This is a genomic window from Micromonospora carbonacea, assembly GCF_014205165.1.
Lineage (GTDB): Bacteria > Actinomycetota > Actinomycetes > Mycobacteriales > Micromonosporaceae > Micromonospora > Micromonospora carbonacea.
On the sequence record NZ_JACHMZ010000001.1, the window covers coordinates 5,751,739 to 5,774,566 of the forward strand.

The following is a 22,828-nucleotide window of genomic DNA, read 5'->3' on the forward strand; positions in this document are numbered from 1 at the left end:
GAACGCACCAGCGGGCCGATCCCGCAACACCCACGGTCGGCGAATGGACCGGCACGCCGCCACCCGCCGACTCAATCGCCTCGGTGCAAAGCTGACCGCGGCGCAGCAACAGGCCGGTGTGCTGCAGGTCGCTCAGCCGTTGCTCTTAGCGCTCCCCGGTGTCCGTGTCCTGCTGGTCGACGATGTCTTCACCACCGGCGCGCAGTTCGACGCGGTCGGCCGCCAACTGCGCAGCTGGTGCGTCGCGCACGTTGACGGACTCGTCATCTCCAGGGCATCGTGGCGGTAGAGGCACAGCTCACCACGAGCACATCGTTTTTCTGTACTGATACTGCGGTGCTGGCGATAGTCGGCGGCCCGGATTTTCAGTGGACTGGGTTCTTGAACCGCTTGGGCATGGCGCCGGCGGGACTGGCCCAGGCGAGCCTTTCTCGCGGGCTCGCCTGGGCTCGATCGTCACGCTTCGGCAGGGAGGGTTCTGATGCTGGGATGCCGGTCGTGGGGCTTCCGCATCCGGTCGCGGCCGGCGCCACGGGGCACCATCTTGTCGATCATCTTGGAGATGACGTCCTGGTGTCTCGCGGGCATGCCGAGACCGGCGAGGGCACTGACGATCATGTCGTGGTCGAGCAGTCCGGCGTCGCGGATCTCGTCGAGAGCGCGCTGGGCGCCATCACGGCCCCAGCCCCGGGGGTATCCGTTGTTGCCGTAGAAAATGATGCTCTCCAGTGGCTCGCTCACCCGCGGGTCGAGAGCGGTCACCTCGCCCGACAGCAGGTCCAGGGCGCCCACTGCGGCCGCCCAGCCATCCAGCCACCACGGGGCCGGCAGCAGCCCGACGACCGCCAGCGGGATCCCGCGGGCCGTTGTCATCGCCAACTCGAGTGCGGTGTACGTCGGGTTGTGGGCGATGACCGCCCCGGGCTCAACGGTGAGCCGCGAGGACCGGGGGGTGATGTGCCGTCCGGCGTAGCGGGTGAAGGGAGCCGCATGGGCGTATTCGCCCTTGAGGTCGGTGACCAGCACCGCCGGGAGACCACCAACGGCGGCCTGCTCCTCGGCCCACTCCATCGCTAGCGCGGCAGCATCTTCCAGCGTGATCGCATGGCCGGCGCTGGGCGGGATCCACGCGAATGCGTGCCTCTGGGCCGGCGCGCTGTCGGCGCCAGTCACCACACGCCTTGCTGCGGTGTAAGAGGTACCGGTGGCGGCCTTGTACTCCCTGGTGGCGGCCTTGATACGGCGGTTCCTGGTCATCACACACTCCTTGATGGCGAGGACGCCCCACGTCAGCCCCACCGTCGGGTATGCATGACCACACACGGAAGAGAACGCGATTCGGAGAACCTTGGCCTCGACGCACCAGCCAACGTGGGTGGCCGACGCTCGGAACAGGCAGGCGTGACTGCCGCTCCACATGCTATCGCAGAAATCCGGCGCAGCTCGCACAGCGGTGCCCCCGCGGCGTCTACTACGGTTGTGGTGATGCGCGACGAAGACGACGCCGCGATGCATGCCAGGACTCCGGCGAATTCGTCAGGCGATGCCAAGGAGTGCCAGCGAGGGATGCTGTCATGAGCGTGGCTGCCTTGTGGGGCCGACTGTTGTCCGACAAGGCGCGTGGGGCAGGGTCAGCTCAGCCGGTCGCCTGACTGCTCGGCCTCCTCCCGAACCAACACCACAAACTCCGACTCTTCAGGCTCTGCCGCACCCGACGCTGTCTCGCCCCTGACGGAGCGCTGCGCTTCGGGCTCGTCATCGGCGTACTCGGTAAACAGCAGCCGACACGACGCGATCCCGTCGAGCAGATGCTCCAGCAGATCCCGCGCCGGGCGCCGCGGATCCAACAGGGTCGCCCGCACCGGCTCCGACGCCAACACCTCCGCCCGCTGACCCGCAGGCAATCCAGCGACCAACGACTGGATCCGGGCGTAGTCGGCGGCCACCGCCTCCGGATCGACGATCACACCCTCACCGGCCGCGACAGCGGCCCGCAGCAGGTCCATCACCACCCGACGCGGAGACACCCTGTCATCTACGATCCGCCCCACCACTAGAGCGGGCACCTCCACCGACACCGCCTCGATGTCATCGGCTTCCGCGAACACACCAGCCGCGCTGTTGCCGGACGCCTCGCCGGCGACAACCGCAGCGGCGGCCAGCCAATGCGCCGCAGCCACACACGCGGCAGCAGGGTCCACCGCCACAGACAGCAACCCGCCACCGAACGGATCCGCACGCAGCACCTGATCCACCGCACTGACCTGGACCGGAGAAGCATCCACACGATCCAACGACGCCGCCTGAACCGCCCGACCCGACAGACCCCCGAGACCGGCCCGACGCACCGCCTCGACCTCACACCGCACCTCGGCCACCACCACGCCGGTCAACGCCGCATCACCGACCTCGTGCAGTACCCGACCAAGCCGATGCGCAGCCTCCTCGACCAGGTCGTAGGAGACAAGCAGCTGACCGGAGAGATCCGGCAGGTTCGGCTTCTGCACGGCGTCGAGCACGACACCCCACCGCTCCTGCTCGTCATCGCCGTTCTCCGCCGGCCGGACATAGCTGCCCCACAACTCGTGGGATAACCGGGTCAACTCCCCCGAGAGTCGCCCGGCCGTCTCGGCCGAGACGGCAGGTCGAAGCTGCCCCACGACCTGGGCGCCCCAGCCCACCACCGCTGGCCACACGACCAACAACTCACGACGAACGTCATCGACTGCGTAGACCGACACGAGAACAAGCATTCCCAGCCACGTGCACAGGGGTCAAGGACGAATCCGCAGGCTTTGATCAGTGTTTGCCCAGCTCAGCCCAGCGATGAGAGTCCGGAAACGTGGGGCTGAAGGGGGTCCCATCCGAGCCCCACTCATGATCAAGGCCGCATAGCCAGATGGCTATACGGCCTGATCATAGGTGGTGCGCCGCCAGGGACTCGAACCCCGAACCCGCGGATTAAGAGCTGGCGTCGATCCATGCTTCGCAGTCCTGCATGTCCCATCAGTCCACGCATCGGCAGATTTCGACCAGTTCTACAGGACGCGCGTACCGCACGATCCATCCGACACCGACCCCCGTCCACGGCGGCCGAGCACCCGCCGAGCACCCGTATGTGCGCCCATCCGGGTCCCGGACTCGTTAGCCATGGCGGTCGCTCGGCCGTTACTTGTACACGTCCGATCTGACCGTTTCAGGCGGCCTCGGACTGGCCCTCGTCCGGCGACTGACTGACGTACATCTGACTGACGAGCACCACTACACAGTCGGATGGTTCGATAATCTGCTGCACGTGACGCCATCCGATGATGAAGGTGCCCTCGGCGCATCAACTGGACAATCGGCGGCGGTACCGCTGCCCAGGGCGGCGCATGCCTTCCACAGCAAGCGGGCCAAGCACGTCGCGGCTGCACTCGGGCCGTTGGTGCGAGAGATCAGCGGGCTCGATACCACGGACGATGAGATCGATGCAGCCATCGAGATTTGCCGGGCCCTCGTCGACCTCGACCCGGAGGGACGCAGTGTCTCGACCCGCCGCCTCTTCGAATATCTAGGCTCGAAGTATTCGCGCAACGTTCTTGATCGGCGGCTCACGGTTCTGATCCGCGGCGGGGCGATCGTCAAGAAGAACGACCGCATCCATGAGAGCGAAGTCCGGCTGGCGTTGTCTGGCTCGCTGGCGCTTGCGCTGATCCCCTGGATTTCCACGATGTCCGGACATCGCGCCCTGCTAGAGATGATGAATCAGGCTCAGCTGCGGGCGACCGCGCCAGGGGCGGACGTCTCGGACGTCCGGGCGGGCCTCAGGGACTTGACCCGAATGCTCCTGGCCTTTGCTAACGGTCTGCGCGAAATCATCGACAGCCGCGATGTAAAAGCAATTCTGGAACATGCGTCCGAGGTCGATGACGAGCAGGTACGGTCCCGCATTCGACAGATTCGAGCAGCCGTACGACGCGGCTTCGACAACGACCTCGATGATGATCTGCGAGATCTCACGGCGGCGGCCAGCCGGTACGTTCGCCAGCAAATGCGCCTACTCAAAGGGCTAAGCGGCATCCGCGGTGGCGTGAAGTCATGGATTCGAAGCGATGAAGTCTACGAAAAGCTCAAGCATGCGGCCCTTGCCGACCTGGCTGCGCTGTGGGACGGCATCGCATTCGACGAATCACCATATTGGATCAGCCCACACAGAGTGATGACGGCCGTCAACGAACTCACGTTCGCTCCCGGTGAGGAGGTTGTTCCCGAGCCGGCAGATGACGACATCGTGACCCCTGAACCTTCGTTTGAAGATCACCTTCGGGATCTGGCGGATCAGCTCCTCGACGGCACCTCGGAGGTTGATCTGACGGAGTTTCTGCTTACGCGACCGTGGCCGGTGCCCATGGTGACAATGGCACACCTGGCAGCACTGGCTGGCATGGAGGTCGGCTACAGCCTGACTCATCTCGACTCGATAGCGGTACGGCAAGATGGCGACGTTGCACGCATGGCAAGCGGTGTCGTGCTGCACCGAGTATCCGAGCCCGCCACCATGCGACCCGCTAGGGAGACTGGCTCGTGAACCAGAGTCCACTGGAGCTTGCACTGGTTCGCCACGGCGTATCGCTACCGGTCGATGGACTCCCCATAGCGGACATGGAAGCCGCGGCACGAGTCGTCGGCCGTCGCCTGCATCCCGTCACGGGGCCGAACGGACACACGCACGTCGTACTCGGCTGGGACGCATACGAACCCGCAGGAGAAGCACGAAGGATGCCTCGGCGGGGGCTTACCGTCGGCGCAACCAAGGTGCTGATTGTCGCGGTGGCGCTGCTGGCCGAGGTGGAGACGTCTGACGGCATCTCGCCGGTCGACATAGCCAGCATCCTGGAGCGGCTGACCGGAAGAACGCACACGGTCGGCCCCGCGCTGGAGACCCTGGAACACGCCGGCCTGCTGGCGCGGGTAGACGATCGCTGGATGCTTGGGACCGTGACTGCCACCTGGGACACCGAAGCACGGGAGGCGATCAAGAATGCCGTCCGGCGTCTTCGTGATCATCCGAACTGGCAGAGTTCGGAATGAGTAACACCACGGATGAGACCGCCGTGCTCGCGGCCGTCAGGGCGCTGGAGGCAGCGTCGGCGCCCTTGCGCCCACAGGACTGGCCGGCGCTAGCTGAACAAAGGTTGCGGTCGCAGGTACAGGCGCGCCTGGCCGTGGCCGGCCGCCAGCTAATCAACGTGAAGGACCAAAACGGAAAACCGCTCGGTTATGTGAGCGCCTGGTCAGACGACATCGTCGAACAGATAGCTGAGAGGCGGCACAGCCTGCGGCAGAAGGATCTAGCCATCCTCGCCCTGATCTACCTGCACACCCACGTCCTCGCAAACCTGCTGGCAGAGGAGGTTGGTCCCATTGGCGAATGCCTAGAAGCACACGAGGGCCCGAACGGTCGGGATGTCATTGGCGACTCCGAACTCCCGGAGATTCTGCGCCGTCTACACATGCATGAACTCATCGACAGCGTGAAGCGCCTGGGGCCCGCCTTCAAACGGCTGTCGCCTGCGCAGCAACGCAGGCTGGACGAGAACCTTGTCTTGTTGTGTCGCCCGAACAGCCAATGGGCCAAGCAAATCCGGGAATCCAGAGTGAAATAAGGAGTTCCCAATGGTGTTCACTCCCACCCTACCCTTCGACCCGGGCAATCTAGGCATAGTAGGCCCTAGGGTCCTGCGTGGATTTCAGATGCTGCGGATCGGGCGCCACACCAGTTCCGTCTTCCTTTTGCCCCAGGGCGGTATATGGTTGGTCACCGGCCAGGGCCCCGGTTCTGGCTCCAACGGTGTCGGCAAGACGGTACTGCTTGGAGCCCTGACCCTTTTGAACGGGGATCCCCAGTGGAGAGGTGAACACGGAGTCGGTCCGTACGCGGCGCGACTGTTGTTCGACAGGCGACGAGCGAAGATCTCCGACACGCGCTTCGAAGACGCGTTACGCGGGTTCCTCATAGGAGTTTATCTGCACCCGCAACGTCCCGACGACGCCATCACCGTCATGATGCGCATTCAAAAGCTCGACGGCAGGTACATTCAGGTTCGATGGAGCGAAGGGGTACTGCTCGCCGAAGGCCTCTCCGAGGCAGAGCGGTTGCGAAGCGCCGAGGGGATATGGGAGAGCATTCGCGCAAGCGGGCAGCTCGGCGCGATCACCTACGCAGAAGAATTATTCGGCCATTCGCCACGCTGTCTCGCATACATTCGTGCCCGGGGAAGCGAAGACAACCAGGACACCGGGATCCTCGCTTTGGGCCAGAAGCAGTTCAGGCCGGCAGATCTAGCACAGCACCTGATTGCGTTGACGGGGCAACAGCAGGCCGTCAATGATGAGCGCCGATACAGACAGCAAATCGCGGCCGAGAAGCTGGCCCTAGACACCGAGAAGGCAAACCATGAAGAGCTGCTTGAGAAGGAGCGACAGCAGCTGTCAGACATTGAAAACCGAGCGCAAGCAAAGCGAATTGCGGAAGAGGCGGAAGGACAGTGGCACAACTTTCTTGAGCTTGGTGCCACGCTCGAGCAACTCAAGGAAAAAGCGTTCCGCAAGAAAGCGCAGGAGCTCCGGTCGAAACTGGACGGGATCAATAGGAAAATCCAGGAAAAAGAACGGGATCTGAGTGAGCTCCCCAGCCTTGCGACATTAGCCCGAAAGTCAAGCGAAGACGCGGGGCGCGCAGAGAATGCCAGCAAGAAGCTGCGCACAATCGGCGAGCAGATTGGAAAAAGCAAGACGCGGGAAGAGCACCTTCGCACCATCATTCCAGGGCTACGCACAGCTGCGGCGATGTCCCTTGGGTTTACTGCCGAGCAGGCACAAGAGCGGTTGCGCGCTGCCACTGAAGCAGAAGCCGGACTCAGGAAAGTAGCAGGCGAAACCAGCGCCCGAGTTACTGCAGCACGCGATGAAATCGAGCAGATGCGAGCTGGGCACGAGGGCGCAGCTGGCCACGTCATAGCCGAACTCGCTGCTCACGACATACCTGCCGTAAGGCTGCTCGACCTGATCAGGCTGGACGATGACCAGCGAACGCTTTGGGAAGCTCGGCTGGCGCTCTACGCCGACGCTCTGGTGGTCAACAGAAGTCACCAATCGTTTGACGAGGCCGTCTTCGAGGACGTCCTGCGTCACAGCCCGGGCATCCCCGTCCTCGCAAGCGATCAAGAGATCGAGCCAATTACCGTCCCGCCGGCTGGCTCCAGCTTGGAAGGTGCGCTGGGCAACCTCGTCCGCACCCTAGACTCCCGTTTGACGAGGGTCGACGACGCCTCGGTCAGTGACCCTCAGCTCGGCGTCAGAATCTGGGGCGGATTCGAGCTGCCCCTTACGGACCGGAAGGCTGTTATAGCGGCGAGACTGAGGAGGCTGGAACAACTCGAAAGGGAGCATTATCAAGCCGAAGGTGCTGTCGAGAAGGCGGCAAAGCGGGTAGAGGAATCGCAACAAGTTGTCGATGCCGTAGCAGCAGTCAGGGAGCTGGCTGAGGCCGAAGACGAGCACACTAAGGTAACGGCGCGGATAGCGGAGCTAGAGAAGCAGTACACCGCAGGCGAGGAGATCGCTGGAACCTTGCGAGACGTCGCCGTGCGTTCCAAGGAGGCGTTCAATACTCACGACGCGACGTTGAAGAGTCTGCGCCAAGAGATCAATGACCTCAAGCACAATGGTCCTGACAGTCGCGGAAAGACTACGGAGACGCTGGGCGAGGCACAGGAGCAAGTCGAGCGCCAGGAACTCGTGACGCAACGCTGGCGCGAGTCGCTCGGTGTCACCGAGCTCGCTGCAATCGTCGAACGGGTCGAGGCGGAGACTGCCGACCGCCTGAGTACTCAGCGCAACGCAACTCTCAGAGAAGCGTGCAATCGGCTCATCGACGCCATCGACTGCGTTGTCGTTGAATTGGCCCGCCCCGAACAGGTCGCAGAGAGCTCCGACAAGGACGAAAACCCCTTTGCCGACCATGTCGCAGGACTGAACATGCAAGTACTTGAACTCCGCGAGTGGTGCAAGGCGCACCATGCACCTGCCGAGGCCAACATGTCGTTCCGTACGCGTGTCAAGGCGCTCGACGACTGGCTAGCATGGTTCAGCGAAGGCGATGCCGAGGAAGAGGCAGCCATTCTCTCCCGCCAGGCAGCCCGAAGGCAGAACATCGCCGCCCGAGAACACGCGACGTCGCAGACAGAACAGTGGCTCAACAGCATGCGCGACATGCAGATCGAGGACATCGGGAAGGCATTCCGGGAAGCTGAGAAGCAGCTAAATGATTTGCTCAACGTGGCCGGCAGGGAACGCGTCGCGTTGCGGTTCAGTCATGTCGATGTCGGAGATCCGCATGAGCCACTCAGGTGGGAGATTTACCCGGAGTGGATAATGAAGGGAGGCGAGGCTGTCGAATACGGATCCTCGCCAAACACCGCCGAGCTGATCATTCTTCATACGCTTCTCGCGGTCTCCTCGATGGTGTCTGCTTCCGATCCACAGGGCCGGATGATCGTGATCGACGAGTCCGGTAACAACCTCGACGGAAGCAACCTCCGAAAGCTCGCTTCTATTCTCCAGCACGTCGCAGCGGCGAACGGGCTCTCGGTCGTACTGGCATGTCAGGACGTCTACTCCCACCTGGTGGCGCAGCACGCCGCCAGTCAGCTGAAGCTCCTGCGGCCCGCCACCAACGACGCCCTGAACGCCAAACCGTCGCTCTTGCACGGGCCGGAAGACCCAGAGGTATTGAAGCTGTTCTTGCCCCATCTGAGTGTCAGTGAGTCGGCGTGGCCTCAAGAATAGTCACGGCAGCGATGCCACAGGAAATTCCCGGGTTGCCGGCACCTCTTGATGCCTTTCCGGTGTACCGAGTACACGAGCGCAAAAACGGCTCCGAAAGATATGAACTTCTCCGCTTGACTGTGGAGGCCGCCGCGAAGCCGACGCACGAGCAGCTGTACGAGACGCTCCAGGCGCTGCCCGCCGGGACGAGGAACTGGCTAACCCGTCAGGTGGTACGCAAGGCAGCCAGTATCCATGATCGCTTCAAGGAGGAGGCACTTGCTACCGCTTACCACTGGTGCACAGCGGGCCTGGTCCGGCTCGACCTGTTGCCACCGCGACACGAAGGCAACCCCGGGCCACTCATCGGTTGGAAGCTGACTGAAGGCGTGAGCAGCTACGCCAACAACCAGCGTGAGCAAACCGAGCAGGAGACGATGTCGATCTCCGCACAGCTCGCCGAGGCCCGCGCCCGGCTCGCGGACCACCCGCTTGTCCCACTGCTCCTGGCTAGCGATGCGATGGATATAGAGTACAAGAGCCACCTGCTTATAGTGGCCGAAAATGCTGCTGAAGGAACCATCCTGGCAGGCAGAATGTCAGAATTGCGCACATACTTGACCGATGGCGAATTGGCAACTCTACTGGTCGCGCGCCAACAATATCGAGACTACAAGCCTGTTGGCGAACTCGCCCGTGGCGGCCAGGCCATCGTCTTCAGCTCCCGGCACAAGCACACCGACCAAATCGTTGCGGTGAAGCGCGCCAAGTCACGGGACGACAGCGCTGTACGCCGAATGAGACGCGAGATCGAAGTGGCGGAAATCTTCGGTGGACACCCTCACATCATGCCCATCTTGGATGCAAGCCCAGATGGGGACTGGTTCGTAATGCCGCTGGCGCAGACGACTGCACTGTTGGAGATGGACCAACTGCGACAAGCACAACAACTGAAAGCCATCGTCATGAGCGTACTCGACGGCCTTCGGAAGCCACACGCCAAAGGCTGGATTCACCGCGACATCAAACCCGAAAACATTCTTAAGATCCAGGGGCGATGGGTGGTAGCGGACTGGGGAATCGGCAAACGACCGCATGGCCAGACGAGCACTCCCGGACATACCAGAGCCGGAACGCTATATGGCACCGAGGGCTACGCTGCGCCCGAGTTAAGCGACGATGCCCACAAAGCAGGTCCGGAGGCTGATATTTACAGCGTCGGGCAGCTTATTGGGGCCATCCTTACAGGCCGGGTGCCACAGGCGAACATTCCGCTCCTGCCCGACGACCGCGGATGGCGGGAAGTTGTCGCTGCCGCAACAGCGTTCGATCCTCAGAGCCGCCCATCCGATGTAGATGAATTCGAAGATCTCTGTGCGCCGTTGTGGCACGGGTGAGTTGCGATAAGGAAGGTCCCGCACGTGAAGCGAATCGTGCTTGAGCCACTTTTCCTACACGCCGAATTGGTCAGCGCCTTACTCGGTCGCAACCGGGTCAGAAGAAGTTCCCCTGCCTCCCTCCGGGAGACGGTAGAGGGCGCACTTTCCGATTCAGCGCCCACAGCTTACGAATTGGCCGAGATGCTGGGTGAAGCCCTCCCCCAACTGAATATTCATGAGCTCCAAAGGATTTTCCACGAAGGCTCTCTTCGAGTCGGCACGCTGGTCGCCATCGAGCAAGAGTTCACCTTCGCGCGTGACCGCTCGCTTGAAGGGCCCGGAAGCAGCCCCATGCGCTTCACGGCGCCGATGAGCACCGACGCCGATGTCCACGTGCACGGGATCTTCAACGCCGAGCGTCTTGCTGCTGCATCAACCGCAGGGAACTTGGTTGGCGAGAGGGAGGTGTTCGTTCTAGGAACCATTGTTCGCCATAGCGGGAGATCAATCGAGATTCGGCCATCCTTCATTGGTATTCGGTCTTACGTGAAAGATGATCTCGACGCGCTCTTCGGAGTTAGCGAATCTTTGCGAGTCTATCCATCAGAGATCGATCAGTTCAGCGGCGTCGACTTCGCGACTCCGTGCACGCCTTCCGAGCTTCAGGCACTGCACCACACGAGCGAGGACGAGGTCAAGCGCTCCATCGCCGCCTTGATTGGTGAACCATTTGTCGCCAAAGACTGGGGCGGAGAAAAGTCCGACCTCTATACAAGCCGGACGTCGATCCGTGGCAATCATGTCGCAAGTGCGTGGCTATTCAAAGGCCCCGGCGCGAACGGGCCAATGACTGTGCGAACGCTTGGTAAGCGCGGAGACCAGATCGATCGACTTTATAGCGAGCCGGCCGACCTTCTGGTGCTGCAGCACTATCGCGAAATAGCAACGGCCGTCGTAAACATGATGTCGGTGTATGCACATCAGATGAGCCGACCTCGAAAGTTCATGATCCTCGACGGCGAAGACACAGCCAAGATTCTTAGAGCGATAGCGGTCTGATCGGCACCCTCTCTTTCTTCAAACGGGTCAGCCTCAAGGTTGCGAACATCGCCGCGAACGACACGACTTGGAAAAGTATGCCCCTATTGGCGCCGGCTGACCCTCTGGCACCTTGTGAGCAGCCCGGCCTGGACCGAGCTCGCCGACGTCGGAATGCTGCGAATCAACCCTGCTGGATCTCTCCTCGGGTCGTGCCGGCGCAGACATGGGTCTACGCCGACCTTTCAGCGGCGCGCTGGCGCGGGACGATCGACGCAGTGGCTTCGGCGGCGGCGTGGGATAGCTCGGGTAGAACGTCGCCGTAGAACTTGGCGGTGAAGTGCGGGCTGGAGTGGCGGAGTCGGCTGGAGATGATCTTCATCTGCACGCCGGCGGCCAGGCCCATGGTGGCGGCGCCGTGTCGAAGGTCGTGAAGTCGGATGGGTGGTAGCCCGGCTTGGGTGGCGAGGTGGTGGAAGTGGTCGGTGACGTCGGCCGGGTGGAGCCGCCCACCAGTGGGTGTGGTGAACACGAGTCCGGTGGTGGTCCAGGCAGGACCGGCGGCGAGGCGTTCGCGGTGTTGCCGGGTGCGGTGGGCGCGCAGCACTGCGACGGTTTCGGTGTCGAGGGCGACCGCGGCTTCGCTGTCGGTGGTTTTGGGTGTGTCGATGGCGGTGGCCCAGCCGTGTTGGACGAGTTGCCAGCGGACGGTGAGGGTGTGGGCGTCGAGGTCGAGGTCGTCCCAGTGCAGGCCGCAGGCTTCCCCGCGGCGTAGGCCGGTGAAGGTGATGAGGTGGTAGAGGGCGTAGAGCCGGTCGTCGGCGTCGTGGGTGTGGTCGAGGAATCTGCCGGTGTGTTCGGGTGTCCAGATCATGACGGGGCTGGGGGTCTTGCCGGTGCCGCGCCAGGTCTTGATCCGTTGGTCGGTCCAGACGGTGGGCTTGGGTGGCCGGGCTGTGGGTAGTTCGACCATCAGGGCGGGGTTGGTGTCGATGTAGCGGTAACGGCGCATCGCGTCGTTGAGGGCCTTGCGCAGGGTGGCGTGGATGACGTGCAGGGTTCTGGGGCCGACGATCCGCTGGTTCTTGACCTGGTCGCGTTTCGCGGGGTCGCGGCTGGCGCGCAGGGTGGCGATGGTGGTGTTGCGTTCGGCGATGGCGTCGTACATGGCGTCGATGTGTCCGGGGCGGAGCCGGTCGATGCGCAGGTGGCCGAGATGCGGGATGAGGTACAGCCGGATGTGGCCTTCGTAGGAGCGCAGGGTGCCGGTCTTGATGTTCTTGCGTCCGGCGAGCCAGTCGGTCAGGTACGCCTGCATGGTGGGCAGTTCGGTGGGGGTGATGTCCAGGTGCAGCGCCCGCCGAATCTGGTCCGGGGTGGGGACGGGAGCGCCGGTCTTGACGGCGGCCTCGATCAGGTCGCCGGTCTTGACGGTGGTGTGCGGGTCGGTGGGGTCGGGGACGGCGAGCGCGGCCCGGATGCGGTCCAGGACGGCGTCGGCGTCGGCCTGGGTGGCGTAGGGGCCATGGCGGAGCGGGCGGCGGGTGCCGTCGGCGCGGGCTGGTACTTCGATCTGCCAGTGCCAGTGGCCGTGGGTGCGGGACCAGCCGCCGCCGGGCCGGCGAAGCTGGGGACAGGAGCGTCCCAGTCGCCGGCCCGTGACGCTGTCGCGGCAGCCGCAGCGTTTGAAGGTAGATCCCTTCACTCATCGTCTCCTGGATGCTTCGTATGGTGCCGCCAGCGGTGTCGGGTGGAATCCGCTGGTGGCGGGGTCATCGCATCCACGCTCACCTTCGCGTCGGCTTCAAGTCGTTCGCCGCCGGTCCCGTTGGGGTTGGGTTGGAGGAGGTGGAGCAGGGCGGCGACCGGGACGATGATGCGGCTGCCGGCCCGGATCAGCGGTATGGGGAACTGGTCGGTGGCGGCGAGCCGGTACGCCTGGGATCGGCTAATCCCGAGCACGGAGGCGGTGGTGGCGAGGGTGGTGGTCACGCCGAGGGCACGGATGCGCTCGACCGTCCACACCTCCCCGACACCGGGCACGGCGGTGGTGCTGTCGGTCGTGGTGCGGGTGGTCTGGTCATCGTGATTCGTGGGGCTGTTCATGATCAGGTTTCTCCTGGTTATGAGATGGATGGCTGTGCGGTAGGAGCGGGGTAGCCCCGCCGGGGTCGACCGGCGCAGGGGTGGCTGCTCCGCCACCGTTGCGCCGCTTCGGTAACTGAGGCGGTGGCGTCGGGTTGGTCGGCATGATCGGGCTCACGATCAGTCCGGGTGGTGCCGACGATTCGACCTTGAGGGTTTTGAGGAGTTCGGATAGGCGAGTGTTGGACACGGTGTGACCGGCTGCGCGCAGCGCTTCGGCGAGTGCCGCCCGGGTCAGTGCCTGCCCGTCCGTGGCGAGCCGGTCCCGGACCTTGCGCGCCGCCGGCAGCAGCTCGCCAACGTCGCCGGATGGCTGCGCGGACGGTCCCCGGTCCGCTCTCCGCTGCCGGTCCCGTCCGCCACGTCGACGACGCCCATCCGATGAGCGAACGGTCCCGGTGCTGGATGGCTCCCCCGCCGTGACGGCGGACCGTACCGTCTCGTCCGGTCCGCTGTCCTGAGCGGTCCGTCCGGCCTCGTCCGGTTGGCAGTCCGCGACCGTTCGGGCGGTGGCGGGCGTGGCGGTGCTGGTCCGGCCGAGGGCGATCTTGACCATGACGAGGAATCCGAGCGCGGGTACGGCGGCGGCGACCCAGCCGATGACCGAGGGTTCGGCCTCGACGACCTGCGCCGCCAGGGACAGCGTGACGGCGCAGGCCAGCACAGTGGCTGGGAAGACGGTGGAGGTGTGGGCGCGTTTGCGGCGGCGCAGTTCCAGGCCGGAGGCGATGGACATCAGCTCCAGGACGATCGCGTCTGCCCAGGCCAGCCAGCCGGGTTGGCCGTGCGCGGCGGCGACGTTGTGCACGTGGGTGAAGCTGGCCGCTCCGGCTGCGCCGCCGATGGCCAGCATGATGACGACCTGGACGACGCCCTCGACGCGACTGCCGCGCGGACTGGTGTCCGGGTCAGGGATCGGTGCTGTCGTGGCCCATCACCTCCCCGACCCCGGACAGGGGTTCCGGTCCGTCCGTCAGTCGCAGGAGGCGGGACCGGATGGCGGACCGACCCGGCTTCGGACAACAGTCGGGACGGGGCTCGGACACCGGTCGCGGACCGCCCGACGCGGACGCCGGACCGAGAAGTGGTCCGCCGCTGCGGGAGCAAACGACTGGTGCTCCCACGAATCTGTCAGCGCCGCCCGCGCTGCTCACGACAGATCCGTGACAGACGCCGGCCGTTGCTGTCCGATCCGCAGCGGAGGTACTGTCCACGGCCGTCGTGCCGTCGCCGATCACGCGGCCTCACCCGCCCGGCTGGAGACGTCAACGGCATACCCGGTCAGGTCGGCCAGCCGCAGCCGCTGCCCTTCCCTGCCGGCCATGGCCCACACCGCCTCTGCCGGGCCGAGGTCGGTCGTCGCGGCGTGGTCGCGGGCCCCGGTGGCGACCGGCACCGCCAGCGGCACGTCGGCCAGCACGCGGCGTAGGTTGCGCTCGCGGGCGGCCGAGTGGAGCCAGAACAGCACCGGCCACGCCCGCTGGATCGTGCCGAACAGCTCCTGGTAGCCGTCCACCTTGGCGGCCAGGATCGACAGCTGCTCGGCGCCGGTGTCGTACTCGACGAAGAACGGCACCTCGACATCGTTTTCGGCCCACCGGCCGTAGCCGTCCGGGCGAACCCTCGGCTGATACGCCCGCACCAGCCCCGGATCCTTCCGGCTGGTGAACGTACCGGCGCGCTGGCACACCACCTCCGGCAACCACTCCACCAAGCCGGTACCCGGATGAGTGCGGGCGTGCCCGGCCAGGTCGGTGAAGAAGCCGTTCACCCCGAGGCGGTGGGCGAGGCTGCGGGTCGAGGTCCAGCGCCGCCGCTCCACCCGGGCGTGGTCCCGCCGCGGTGGACGCTCGTCCCGACTCGCGGCGACGACCTCGGCGCCGAGCTGGTCGATGACGTAGTGGTACGGATACGAGCCGCCGTCGGCCCGCTGCGGCCGGAACCGGGCCACCAACCGCAACCGGTACAGGGTCCGCAGGCGCCGCTGGCAGAAGTCCAACGACGGGAACAGGGCGGTCGCGAGCTGGAACGAGGTCAGTACACCGTGGTCGTACAACCAGCCCAGCAGCACACGATCACGGCCGGTCAGCTGGGACTGGACCCGAAGGACCGGATCATCCACCGGCTACCACCTCCTTGCCGGGTAGGGACTGCCAGCCCCAGGGGGAGAGACCCGAGACCAGGCAGGGTCTGTCGCAGGACAAGCCGACGACACTGACAGACGAGCTGACCTGCGGTGTGAGAGGAAACAGGGGGTCGGTTCGGGGGTCCGGCTGAAGACTGACGTCAACGCTGACGCCAAGCCCGACCCCCGAACGGGGATCAAGCCGGAAGGCGTCACCGCCAATGCCCGCGGTGATAGGTGAAGGTGTCGGTGAAAACACGAGAACTCCTTGGTTGAGGGTGTGGGAGGTGGTGCTGGTGGCGTGGTCGGACACGACAACGCCGCCGGAGCGGAAGGGGCCGGTGAGATGCATTTCGGCCCGCCCATGCCGTGGGCGCCGTAAGCGGCGTACGCCTACCGGCCGCCGGGAGCACCGGCGAGACCAACGGACCTGGGGCGAACGCGCGGAGGTAGTTGGCGGCGGGGTGGGGCTAGCCTCTTGGATCATGTCCGACTCTGCGCCGCGTCCCTTGCTGTTCCTTGACGTGGACGGCACCCTCATCCCGTTCGGAACACCCGCGGCGGCCCAGCCGGGCGCGTCGCATGGCCGCCCTATGGCACCGGCTCTACCGGCCGATGCCCATCCCCTGCTGTACAAGGTCGATCCGGGACATGGCCGCCGGCTGGAGGCCCTGCCGTGTGATCTGGTGTGGGCGACGACCTGGATGAGCGACGCGAACGACGTGCTCGCGCCGCTGCTCGGGCTACCGCCTCTGCCCGTTGTGAACTGGCCCGACGCCGACGGGGTCAGCGTCCTGCACTGGAAGACCCGTGGACTGGTCGAGTGGGCGCAGGGACGCCCCTTCGTCTGGGTCGACGACGAGATCTCCCACGCCGATCAACAGTGGGTATCGACTCATCACCACGCCCCGGCCCTGCTGCATCGGGTCGACCCACATCGCGGCCTGACCGAGCACGACTTCGCTGCCATCGAAAGCTGGCTCGCGCAGGCGCGGTAGGGCCAGCTTCCAGCCATCGCGGGTGGTGCGCTGGACGGCTGTCTGCCAGTCGGGGCCGTCGCTTTTGAGGTCCTGCACCATCCCGCTGGCGTCGGCGGCAGCCCGGGAATCGTGACGTGGTGCGGTCAGGATCCGACCTCGATGAGGCGACGCCTGCCACTCTCGCCCGGTACCTGCCACACCTGGTCGTCCGGCCAGTGGCGGTACAACAACTGCTGAGTGGTCGTGGCGACAGCGTTCCGCAGCGGCTCGCGGAGCAGGTCGGCCCGCAGTCGTTCCTCCCGCTCGGCGTCCTGAGCGATCAGCAGAACCGCCCCGACCGGCACCAGCCGGTCCGCGCGCCGGTAGCCCGCCAACAATCCACCCAGACCTGACGTCGCTCGCTCGTGCTCGGCGACAACGCCGCCGCTCGGACCACGGTCGACGTGGACCAGGAACCGCAGGCACCGCCCGTCCTGCAGCCAGACGCCGTAGCCGTCGGCCCGCACCTGCGCCAGGTCGTGCTGACGCAACCACGACGAGGTGTCCATCATCGCCAGCCACTGGAACAACTCGCACCGCCCCGGGTTGCGCCGCGACACCTCCACCAACGGCAGGAACAGCAAGGCATCCGCCCGACCGGAGGAACGCTGCCCCAGCCGCAGCGGAACCGGTCGCCCCGACGCTGTCAGGGCTCGCCGGAGCACGTCGGTTCCCTCGGCCGTGACCTCGTACCACCAGGTGTGGGTCCCGTCCTCCGCCGCGCGGTCGCGGTGCACGAGTCCCGCCTCGTGCAACCCCACCAGGTCCCGGTGAGCCGTCAGCCGCGACACTCCGCAGACAAGCGCCACGTCCAGTGTCGTCGCGGAGCCGTGCTGCGCCAGGTACGACAGGATCCGCCACCGCCGCGGGGACAACCGCCGCGTGGCACCCTGGTCGCCCATCCCCTGATGATCCTCCTGGCGTCGACGGTCCGACATCCCGTCCCCGACAGCAGTAACAGGGAGTGGTCAATGCGCCGACGGGAACATCGGAAGCCGGGACCGCCGGGACCGGAGACAGCGCTCGCCGTCGGCCGTCGACCGGGGCGTCGGCGGGCCGTGCGAGCACCCACATATACAAACCGGGGTTTTGGGGCCGATTTTGGTGATCACTGTTCAGTGAATCAGCCGAAGAGCTGAGGACAGAAGGGTGCGGTACGGTCAAATCAGACCGCCGTTAGTTGATCTCCATGAGAGGCGCTCTGTTACAGCGCTGATCTCTCACAGGCCCGAGACAAGGCCATGCCGACTTGACGATGCAACGCCTCGCACAGATGCGATGGTTACTCGCCGTAACAACGTCCGGGGGAGCGTTGCCGCGTCGTCCTTCGGGAACGGCGATGCACCGAGGGCGAGCCCGTAGGGTCGGTCGCGTGGCCGAGATGCAGACCAAAGCGGATCTGTCCTACATCGCCAGCGTGACGCGGGTCCGCGCGGCGGCCGGTGTGATCCTCCGCGACCAGGCCGGCCGGGTGCTGCTGGTCCGCCCGGTCTACAAGAACGTGTGGGAAGTTCCCGGCGGGACCGTGGAGCCGGACGAGTCCCCGGCAGACGCCTGCACCCGCGAGATCCGAGAGGAGCTGGGCCTGTCGATACCCGCAGGAGGGCTGCTGCGCGTCGACTGGGTGCCGGCGAACCCACCGTGGGACGGCGGACTCATGTTCGTCTTCGACGGTGGGGTGCTGACGGCGGACCAGGTCGCGGCGATGCGACTGTGCCCGGACGAGCTCGACCGGTTTGAGTTCGTCGAGCCGGAACGCCTGGGCGCGGTGTTGATCCCTCGCCTGGCTCGGCGGGTTGCTGCGGCGATCGCCGCTATCGGCCGTGGCGGTGTCTACCTCGAGGATGGAGTCGCGACCTCGAACAGTTAGTCGTCAACGCGGACCCTCGGCCGCAGCCCGGTACCGGGACATAGAGGTCGCCCCTGCACACGAAGCCGGTGAGGTCTCCTCACGCCACCGGCGTCATCGCCGACGACCGGCTCCGAACCACTCACCGGTCGACAAGATCTTCCCCGCCGTGCACACCCCACCAACTCGGCGCGTGCCTGCGCAGCGTTCCCGAGAAGCGGGTCAGTAGCAGCCAGTCAGCGTCGAGGATCAGCGCGGCGTCCTCCGACCGCTCGCCCAGGACCCGGGCCACGGACGCCAGCATTTCCCGCGTCGCCCGCTCGGAGGACTCGTCCTTGCGCAGCCGGAAGCTGATGGTGACGTACCGCTCCGGTTCCCACTCCCACATCGAGCCGTCACCATCCTCGGCCTCGAAGTAGCCGTGGGAACCGGCGTAGATGCTCACCGTGTAGCCGCACCGGTCGCTGAGGTCCGCACTCAACACCCGGGGCCTGCCATCCACCGCCGACTCGTCAACACCCTCGGGAGCGACGACGCCGGCCAGCACATCGAGAGGAACGTCGCCGGCCAGCGTCAAGCGGTACTCGGTCGCCATGGGTAGCCCCTCAGTCTCGTCGCAGGATCTGGATTATCGCCCCGCTGCGCGTCACCGCCACCAGTTCCTTCAACCCTACGATCGGCCAGTCGTCGAACTGCTTCTGCAACGCCCCGAGATCGCCACGCCAGTCATGGAGGTTGACCACCACCCGCTGGGTCTGCTCGCTGTCGATCTTGTCGGCTACCCCGCTCCACACGCCTCGCACACTCTTGGCCGGCGTCGGGGAGTAGCAGTCGAAGACGTGTCCCTCGACCAGGTAGTCGGGATCCTTACCCGGCTTGCCGGAATCGCCGGTACCGAGACGGGCGTAAGCGACCTCCTGCCGGGTCGGGTTCTGGTGGAGTCGGTATCCCTCCGCAGCGACGGTATCGGCACACTGGTTCTCCAGCTCCAGGGAGCGCCGCACGCGTTCGTCCTCCTTCGGAGGAATCCGGGTACGCCGACCGGTCGGCGAACCTCCGAGCTCTCCAGTGGGCTTGCGCGTCCACGGCGTCGCCACTGGCGTGCCAGCGGACGGTGTGGGAACCGAGGCAGGGCTGGTCGGCACGGCACCGCCAGCCCCACTCAGTTTCCCGACGACCCCAACTGGCGTGCCTCAGCGATCGCCGCGTCAACCGCCTGGCGGGTGGTGGCGGTGCGCTGCACCAGCATGACAAGCACCTGCTTGACGCTCTCCAGAGCCTGCAGCAACGGCCCTGGCTGACCACCCTGCAAAACCGCGACGACAAGCTGCTGCGCCTCACCAACCTGGGTGATCGTGGCGGCCGTCTGGTCGCGGATGCCATCGACCGCACCTTGCACCGGAGTCAGCCCGGTGATCGTCTCCCCCGGACTGGCCTGCTGCGGAACACCAGCGGCCACCTTCGCGGCATCACCGACAGCACCGGCGAGACCACCCAGTCCACCCCGGATCGTGGCGATGGCCCCGCGAACCCGCGCCACACCGGCAGCGACCGCTGCGAACCCGGCACCCGCCGCGCGCAGCGCGATCTCCTGCGCCTGCTGATCAGCAGCCGCAGCCAGTGCCTGCGCACGCTCGACCCCGGCGGCCAGCGTACGTAGCTCCGTAGTGATCTTCTCAACGTGCGACACGCTGCCGGCTTCCTCCCTGGCGACCAGAGCTCTCAGGAGAGTTGAACCTACCGGCACGGCACCGACGTCACCAGACGTCGCGGAGCGGTAAGCGATCAGTGGTCGCGGCCGAGAAGGACGTGCGGGTAGCCCTTGTTGATCTGCTCGCCGACTCGATGCCGAGGTCGACGATGAACGCGTCCAGGCGTTGGACCACGGCGTCAACGGGGTGCCAGCGCTTGAAGTTGATCGACGTTCCATGATCTTCCGTACAGAGACGCAGCCATTCGGAGATCACCTCGGAGGTGAGGAAGTCGCGGCGCGAGGCGTTGTAGTAGGCATCTACCTGCCGGGTGGGTCGGTGGGATTTTTCGCCGAGTTCGGCGAGCCTGGCCTTGAGCCTGCCATCGCAGGCGCCACGACCCGTACGACGACGCCTGCGGCACGCGTTGATCCGCCTGAGCCCGAGAGGCACAATCCCAGGATGATCTCGAGTGTGTTCTTCGACGTGGGTGAGACGATCGTCGACGAGTCCCGGGAGTACGGCACCTGGGCCGACTGGCTCGGCGTTCCACGACACACCTTTTCGGCAGTCTTCGGTGCCGTCATCGCCCGCGGCCTGGACTACCGCGAGACGTTTCAGGTGTTCCAGCCCGGCTTCGACCTGGCCAAGGAGCGGCAAGGCCGGGCCGACGCCGGACAGCCGGAACACTTCTCCGAGGAGAACCTCTACCCGGACGCCCGGCCCTGCCTGGCGGCACTGCGGGAGTTGGGCGTGCAGGTTGGCCTGGCCGGCAACCAGACCGCCCGAGCCGAGAGCATCCTTCGCGCCCTGGACCTGCCAGTCGACGTAATCGGCACCTCGGACGGCTGGCACGTCGAGAAACCGTCGGCCGCGTTCTTCGACCGCGTCGTCGCGGAGGCCGGCTGCCCCGCCGACCAGGTCCTCTATGTCGGGGACCGCCTGGACAACGACATCCGCCCCGCTCAGGTCGCCGGACTCGCGACAGCGCTGGTACGACGTGGGCCGTGGGGACACATCCTCGATGACAAGACCGTCAGCGACCACTGCCTCTTTAACCTCGACTCGCTGGCGGAGCTGCCCGAGCTGGTGCGCAGGCACAACGAGCCGGTGGCTTAGCTCCCCGGAAGAGCGGCCCGGCTGGTCGCGAGGGCGGCGATGCGGTCGTCGAGCTGGAGGCCTGCCCGGCTGTCACCGAGTACCTGCCGGACCGCTCTGACCCGCTCCAGCCCGGTGCCGTACCAGTCGGTATTCAGGGCGTCCAGGGCCTGGTTGAGGTAGTCGGCGGCGTGGTCGCCGTCGCTGCTGTGCGCCGAGGCGAGGTCGGCGAGGACGACACTGCGCTGCTTGGCGCCGGTCGCGGTCAAGCCGGCGAGGGACTCGGCCAGGTGGCGGGCGGCCTCGGCGTGGTCGCCAGCGGCGAGGACCGCGTAGCCGGCAAAGGAGTGCAGCCGGCCGATGTCGTAGTAGTCGAACCAAGCGGGCGCTTCAGGACGCGCTTCGAGCGCGGCGGCAGCGAGGTCGATCTGGTGCCGACTCGCTGCTCCGGCTCCCGCGCGGGCTTCGACTTCCGAGGCCACGCAGTGCAGCCAGGAGCGAACGGCGGGGCTGACGCCGTGCCAGGTGTGCTGGAGCGCCGCGTCGATCAGAGACCGGGCTGCGGCAGGATCATGTCCGAAGGCGGGGATGAAGGCCATGTGGCCGAGGACGGCGGCGGCCAGGGCATGGTCTCCGGCCTCACGGGTGGCGGCGAGGGCGACGTCGTAGCAGCGTTGCGCGACGGCGGGCTGGTTGAGATCGAAGAACGCCAGTCGTGCGGTGAGCAGCGCCGATTCGGCGAGGGCGCTGGCGAGGGTGGCCCGGCTGGTGCCGGTTGCCGCGCGGACGAGTCCGCTGCCGAGCTGGGTGTGGGCGTACGCGGCCTCGTAAAGCGGCCGGGCGGGGCTGGTCCAGTACAGCGTGCGCTGACACCGCACGATCTCGGCGTACGCGTCTGGATCTACGGCCTTGGCCTGGGCGTACGCGGCCTGCGGATCGAGTGATAGCAGGGGCGCCACCAGGGGAAGCATGCTGGCGCCGAACAACGCGCGCAGAACAGTTGCCCGGTCCCAGCCGGTGTCGTCGCCTCCGGTGATCATTTCCCACAACCTCCTGAACTCGTGCAGTGTCTCCGCCTGCGGACGCATCGCCAGCTCGTCGGGGGTGAGTAGACCGAGCTGGCTCGCCGGCTTGTCGAAGATGGCCACGAGGTGCTTGCGGTAGCGCGGGTCAGGCCACCGCTCACCGGTTTCCCACCGCCGCACCGTGTTGGCGTTCAGCCCGGTATCGGTCTCGCCGGCCTGGCTTATCTCGGTGCGGATGCGCTCGGCGACCTCCTCGTAGGACCAGCCCCGCTGGAGCCTCTCCCACGCTAGCCGCCGATTGGCGGGGTGGCGCCGTCCGGCCATGCGAGCACCTCCGTATGTCCTCTGTCGACGACGGTCACGTTAGCCATCTCCGCTACGGGCCGTCACTACCTGGTTGCGAGCGGACGGGTCGTGGACGGTACCGATCGGGCTCGCTGGGCGGTTCGCTGTTGACGAGCATCGACGGACGCTGCTGGGCGGCTCCAGCTCACCAACCCAATGTCATCGACGCCAGGGGATTCATGGTGAAGAAATCGGACAAGACGATCAACAAGCAGGCGCCGCTTGTTGTGGCGGCGACCGGAGGTGCAGTCGTGAGGTTGATTCCTCGTCCGCGTACTGCCATCGGGGCTGCGTGGGCGGGTG

Annotated in this window: 22 protein-coding genes; 10 read left to right on the forward strand and 12 right to left on the reverse strand. The window is 65.8% G+C overall.

Annotated elements, in window-relative coordinates:
• The first annotated feature begins 43 nt into the window (after positions 1–43).
• Complete coding sequence (locus HDA31_RS31855; RefSeq protein WP_219825003.1) at positions 44–289, forward strand: hypothetical protein; 246 nt, start codon at positions 44–46, stop codon at positions 287–289.
• A gap of 167 nt (positions 290–456) precedes the next feature.
• Here the strand turns inward: HDA31_RS31855 and HDA31_RS23825 are convergent, their stop codons facing one another.
• Entirely contained in the window at positions 457–1,257 is an 801-nt protein-coding gene (locus HDA31_RS23825) for a hypothetical protein (protein ID WP_178063499.1), read from the reverse strand.
• A 374-nt stretch (positions 1,258–1,631) separates the two neighbouring features.
• Positions 1,632–2,741 (reverse strand): hypothetical protein, encoded by a 1,110-nt coding sequence (locus HDA31_RS23830; RefSeq protein WP_178063498.1) that lies wholly within the window; start codon positions 2,739–2,741, stop codon positions 1,632–1,634.
• Positions 2,742–3,295: 554 nt separating this feature from the next.
• On the opposite strand from HDA31_RS23830, the gene HDA31_RS23835 reads away from it, so the two are divergent.
• The 6 genes from HDA31_RS23835 to HDA31_RS23860 all read left to right on the forward strand — a co-directional run bounded on the left by HDA31_RS23835 (position 3,296) and on the right by HDA31_RS23860 (position 11,249).
• On the forward strand, positions 3,296–4,570 hold the full coding sequence (locus HDA31_RS23835) for a hypothetical protein (protein ID WP_246384430.1): 1,275 nt from the start codon (positions 3,296–3,298) through the stop codon (positions 4,568–4,570).
• Entirely contained in the window at positions 4,567–5,073 is a 507-nt protein-coding gene (locus tag HDA31_RS23840) for a hypothetical protein (protein ID WP_178063497.1), read from the forward strand. The genes HDA31_RS23835 and HDA31_RS23840 overlap by 4 nt, the downstream gene beginning before the upstream one ends.
• The gene (locus tag HDA31_RS23845; RefSeq protein ID WP_178063496.1) at positions 5,070–5,648 is read left to right on the forward strand and encodes a hypothetical protein; all 579 of its coding nucleotides are present in this window, start codon (positions 5,070–5,072) and stop codon (positions 5,646–5,648) included. The genes HDA31_RS23840 and HDA31_RS23845 overlap by 4 nt, the downstream gene beginning before the upstream one ends.
• A gap of 88 nt (positions 5,649–5,736) precedes the next feature.
• On the forward strand, positions 5,737–8,832 hold the full coding sequence (locus HDA31_RS23850; protein WP_178063495.1) for a coiled-coil domain-containing protein: 3,096 nt from the start codon (positions 5,737–5,739) through the stop codon (positions 8,830–8,832).
• 11 nt (positions 8,833–8,843) lie between these two features.
• The gene (locus HDA31_RS23855; RefSeq protein ID WP_178063494.1) at positions 8,844–10,208 is read left to right on the forward strand and encodes a serine/threonine-protein kinase; all 1,365 of its coding nucleotides are present in this window, start codon (positions 8,844–8,846) and stop codon (positions 10,206–10,208) included.
• Positions 10,209–10,232: 24 nt separating this feature from the next.
• Positions 10,233–11,249 (forward strand): hypothetical protein, encoded by a 1,017-nt coding sequence (locus HDA31_RS23860; RefSeq protein WP_178063493.1) that lies wholly within the window; start codon positions 10,233–10,235, stop codon positions 11,247–11,249.
• Between the two features lie 211 nt (positions 11,250–11,460).
• Here the strand turns inward: HDA31_RS23860 and HDA31_RS23865 are convergent, their stop codons facing one another.
• The 4 genes from HDA31_RS23865 to HDA31_RS23880 form a co-directional block, all read right to left on the reverse strand.
• Positions 11,461–12,933 carry a tyrosine-type recombinase/integrase gene (locus HDA31_RS23865; RefSeq protein WP_178063492.1) on the reverse strand — a complete coding sequence of 491 codons (1,473 nt, stop codon included), beginning with the start codon at positions 12,931–12,933 and terminating at the stop codon, positions 11,461–11,463.
• Positions 12,930–13,334 (reverse strand): helix-turn-helix transcriptional regulator, encoded by a 405-nt coding sequence (locus HDA31_RS23870; protein ID WP_178063491.1) that lies wholly within the window; start codon positions 13,332–13,334, stop codon positions 12,930–12,932. Before HDA31_RS23870 ends, HDA31_RS23865 begins: the two co-directional genes overlap by 4 nt.
• Positions 13,309–14,229: a DUF2637 domain-containing protein gene (locus tag HDA31_RS23875; protein WP_376701463.1), complete on the reverse strand. Its 921-nt coding sequence runs from the start codon at positions 14,227–14,229 to the stop codon at positions 13,309–13,311. The genes HDA31_RS23870 and HDA31_RS23875 overlap by 26 nt, the downstream gene beginning before the upstream one ends.
• A gap of 378 nt (positions 14,230–14,607) precedes the next feature.
• The gene (locus HDA31_RS23880; protein ID WP_178063489.1) at positions 14,608–15,495 is read right to left on the reverse strand and encodes a replication-relaxation family protein; all 888 of its coding nucleotides are present in this window, start codon (positions 15,493–15,495) and stop codon (positions 14,608–14,610) included.
• A 512-nt stretch (positions 15,496–16,007) separates the two neighbouring features.
• Between HDA31_RS23880 and HDA31_RS23885 the strand changes: the two genes are divergently transcribed.
• Positions 16,008–16,496: an HAD domain-containing protein gene (locus HDA31_RS23885; protein WP_376701464.1), complete on the forward strand. Its 489-nt coding sequence runs from the start codon at positions 16,008–16,010 to the stop codon at positions 16,494–16,496.
• A 125-nt stretch (positions 16,497–16,621) separates the two neighbouring features.
• On the opposite strand, the gene HDA31_RS23890 is transcribed toward HDA31_RS23885, so the two are convergent.
• Positions 16,622–17,419, reverse strand: coding sequence for a DeoR family transcriptional regulator (locus HDA31_RS23890; protein WP_219825002.1), 798 nt, complete (start codon positions 17,417–17,419; stop codon positions 16,622–16,624).
• A 479-nt stretch (positions 17,420–17,898) separates the two neighbouring features.
• Between HDA31_RS23890 and HDA31_RS23895 the strand changes: the two genes are divergently transcribed.
• Positions 17,899–18,387, forward strand: a complete 489-nt coding sequence (locus HDA31_RS23895; RefSeq protein WP_178067121.1) for an NUDIX domain-containing protein — start codon at positions 17,899–17,901, stop codon at positions 18,385–18,387.
• A 121-nt stretch (positions 18,388–18,508) separates the two neighbouring features.
• On the opposite strand, the gene HDA31_RS23900 is transcribed toward HDA31_RS23895, so the two are convergent.
• The 4 genes from HDA31_RS23900 to HDA31_RS33185 all read right to left on the reverse strand — a co-directional run bounded on the left by HDA31_RS23900 (position 18,509) and on the right by HDA31_RS33185 (position 20,510).
• On the reverse strand, positions 18,509–18,961 hold the full coding sequence (locus tag HDA31_RS23900; RefSeq protein ID WP_178063487.1) for a SitI3 family protein: 453 nt from the start codon (positions 18,959–18,961) through the stop codon (positions 18,509–18,511).
• 10 nt (positions 18,962–18,971) lie between these two features.
• Positions 18,972–19,370: a CdiA C-terminal domain-containing protein gene (locus HDA31_RS23905; protein WP_246384428.1), complete on the reverse strand. Its 399-nt coding sequence runs from the start codon at positions 19,368–19,370 to the stop codon at positions 18,972–18,974.
• A gap of 158 nt (positions 19,371–19,528) precedes the next feature.
• Positions 19,529–20,056, reverse strand: a complete 528-nt coding sequence (locus HDA31_RS23910) for a DUF6244 family protein (RefSeq protein ID WP_178063486.1) — start codon at positions 20,054–20,056, stop codon at positions 19,529–19,531.
• Between the two features lie 67 nt (positions 20,057–20,123).
• Entirely contained in the window at positions 20,124–20,510 is a 387-nt protein-coding gene (locus tag HDA31_RS33185) for a hypothetical protein (RefSeq protein ID WP_178062712.1), read from the reverse strand.
• 9 nt (positions 20,511–20,519) lie between these two features.
• On the opposite strand from HDA31_RS33185, the gene HDA31_RS23920 reads away from it, so the two are divergent.
• Positions 20,520–21,176 (forward strand): HAD family hydrolase, encoded by a 657-nt coding sequence (locus tag HDA31_RS23920; protein WP_343071143.1) that lies wholly within the window; start codon positions 20,520–20,522, stop codon positions 21,174–21,176.
• Here HDA31_RS23920 and HDA31_RS23925 read toward each other — a convergent pair.
• Positions 21,173–22,504 carry a helix-turn-helix domain-containing protein gene (locus HDA31_RS23925; protein ID WP_178063484.1) on the reverse strand — a complete coding sequence of 444 codons (1,332 nt, stop codon included), beginning with the start codon at positions 22,502–22,504 and terminating at the stop codon, positions 21,173–21,175. The genes HDA31_RS23920 and HDA31_RS23925 overlap by 4 nt on opposite strands.
• Between the last annotated feature and the right edge of the window lie 324 nt (positions 22,505–22,828).

Excerpts from the sequence above, each read along its gene's own strand:
- HDA31_RS23850 (WP_178063495.1), top strand. The coding sequence starts at position 5,737 with ATGCTGCGGATCGGGCGCCACACCAGTTCCGTCTTCCTTTTGCCCCAG.
- HDA31_RS23890 (WP_219825002.1), bottom strand. The coding sequence starts at position 17,419 with ATGGGCGACCAGGGTGCCACGCGGCGGTTGTCCCCGCGGCGGTGGCGG.
- HDA31_RS23870 (WP_178063491.1), bottom strand. The coding sequence starts at position 13,334 with ATGAACAGCCCCACGAATCACGATGACCAGACCACCCGCACCACGACC.
- HDA31_RS23895 (WP_178067121.1), top strand. The coding sequence starts at position 17,899 with ATGCAGACCAAAGCGGATCTGTCCTACATCGCCAGCGTGACGCGGGTC.
- HDA31_RS23900 (WP_178063487.1), bottom strand. The coding sequence starts at position 18,961 with ATGGCGACCGAGTACCGCTTGACGCTGGCCGGCGACGTTCCTCTCGAT.
- HDA31_RS23920 (WP_343071143.1), top strand. The coding sequence starts at position 20,520 with ATGATCTCGAGTGTGTTCTTCGACGTGGGTGAGACGATCGTCGACGAG.
- HDA31_RS31855 (WP_219825003.1), top strand. The coding sequence starts at position 44 with ATGGACCGGCACGCCGCCACCCGCCGACTCAATCGCCTCGGTGCAAAG.
- HDA31_RS23925 (WP_178063484.1), bottom strand. The coding sequence starts at position 22,504 with ATGGCCGGACGGCGCCACCCCGCCAATCGGCGGCTAGCGTGGGAGAGG.
- HDA31_RS23825 (WP_178063499.1), bottom strand. The coding sequence starts at position 1,257 with ATGACCAGGAACCGCCGTATCAAGGCCGCCACCAGGGAGTACAAGGCC.
- HDA31_RS23855 (WP_178063494.1), top strand. The coding sequence starts at position 8,844 with ATGCCACAGGAAATTCCCGGGTTGCCGGCACCTCTTGATGCCTTTCCG.
- HDA31_RS23845 (WP_178063496.1), top strand. The coding sequence starts at position 5,070 with ATGAGTAACACCACGGATGAGACCGCCGTGCTCGCGGCCGTCAGGGCG.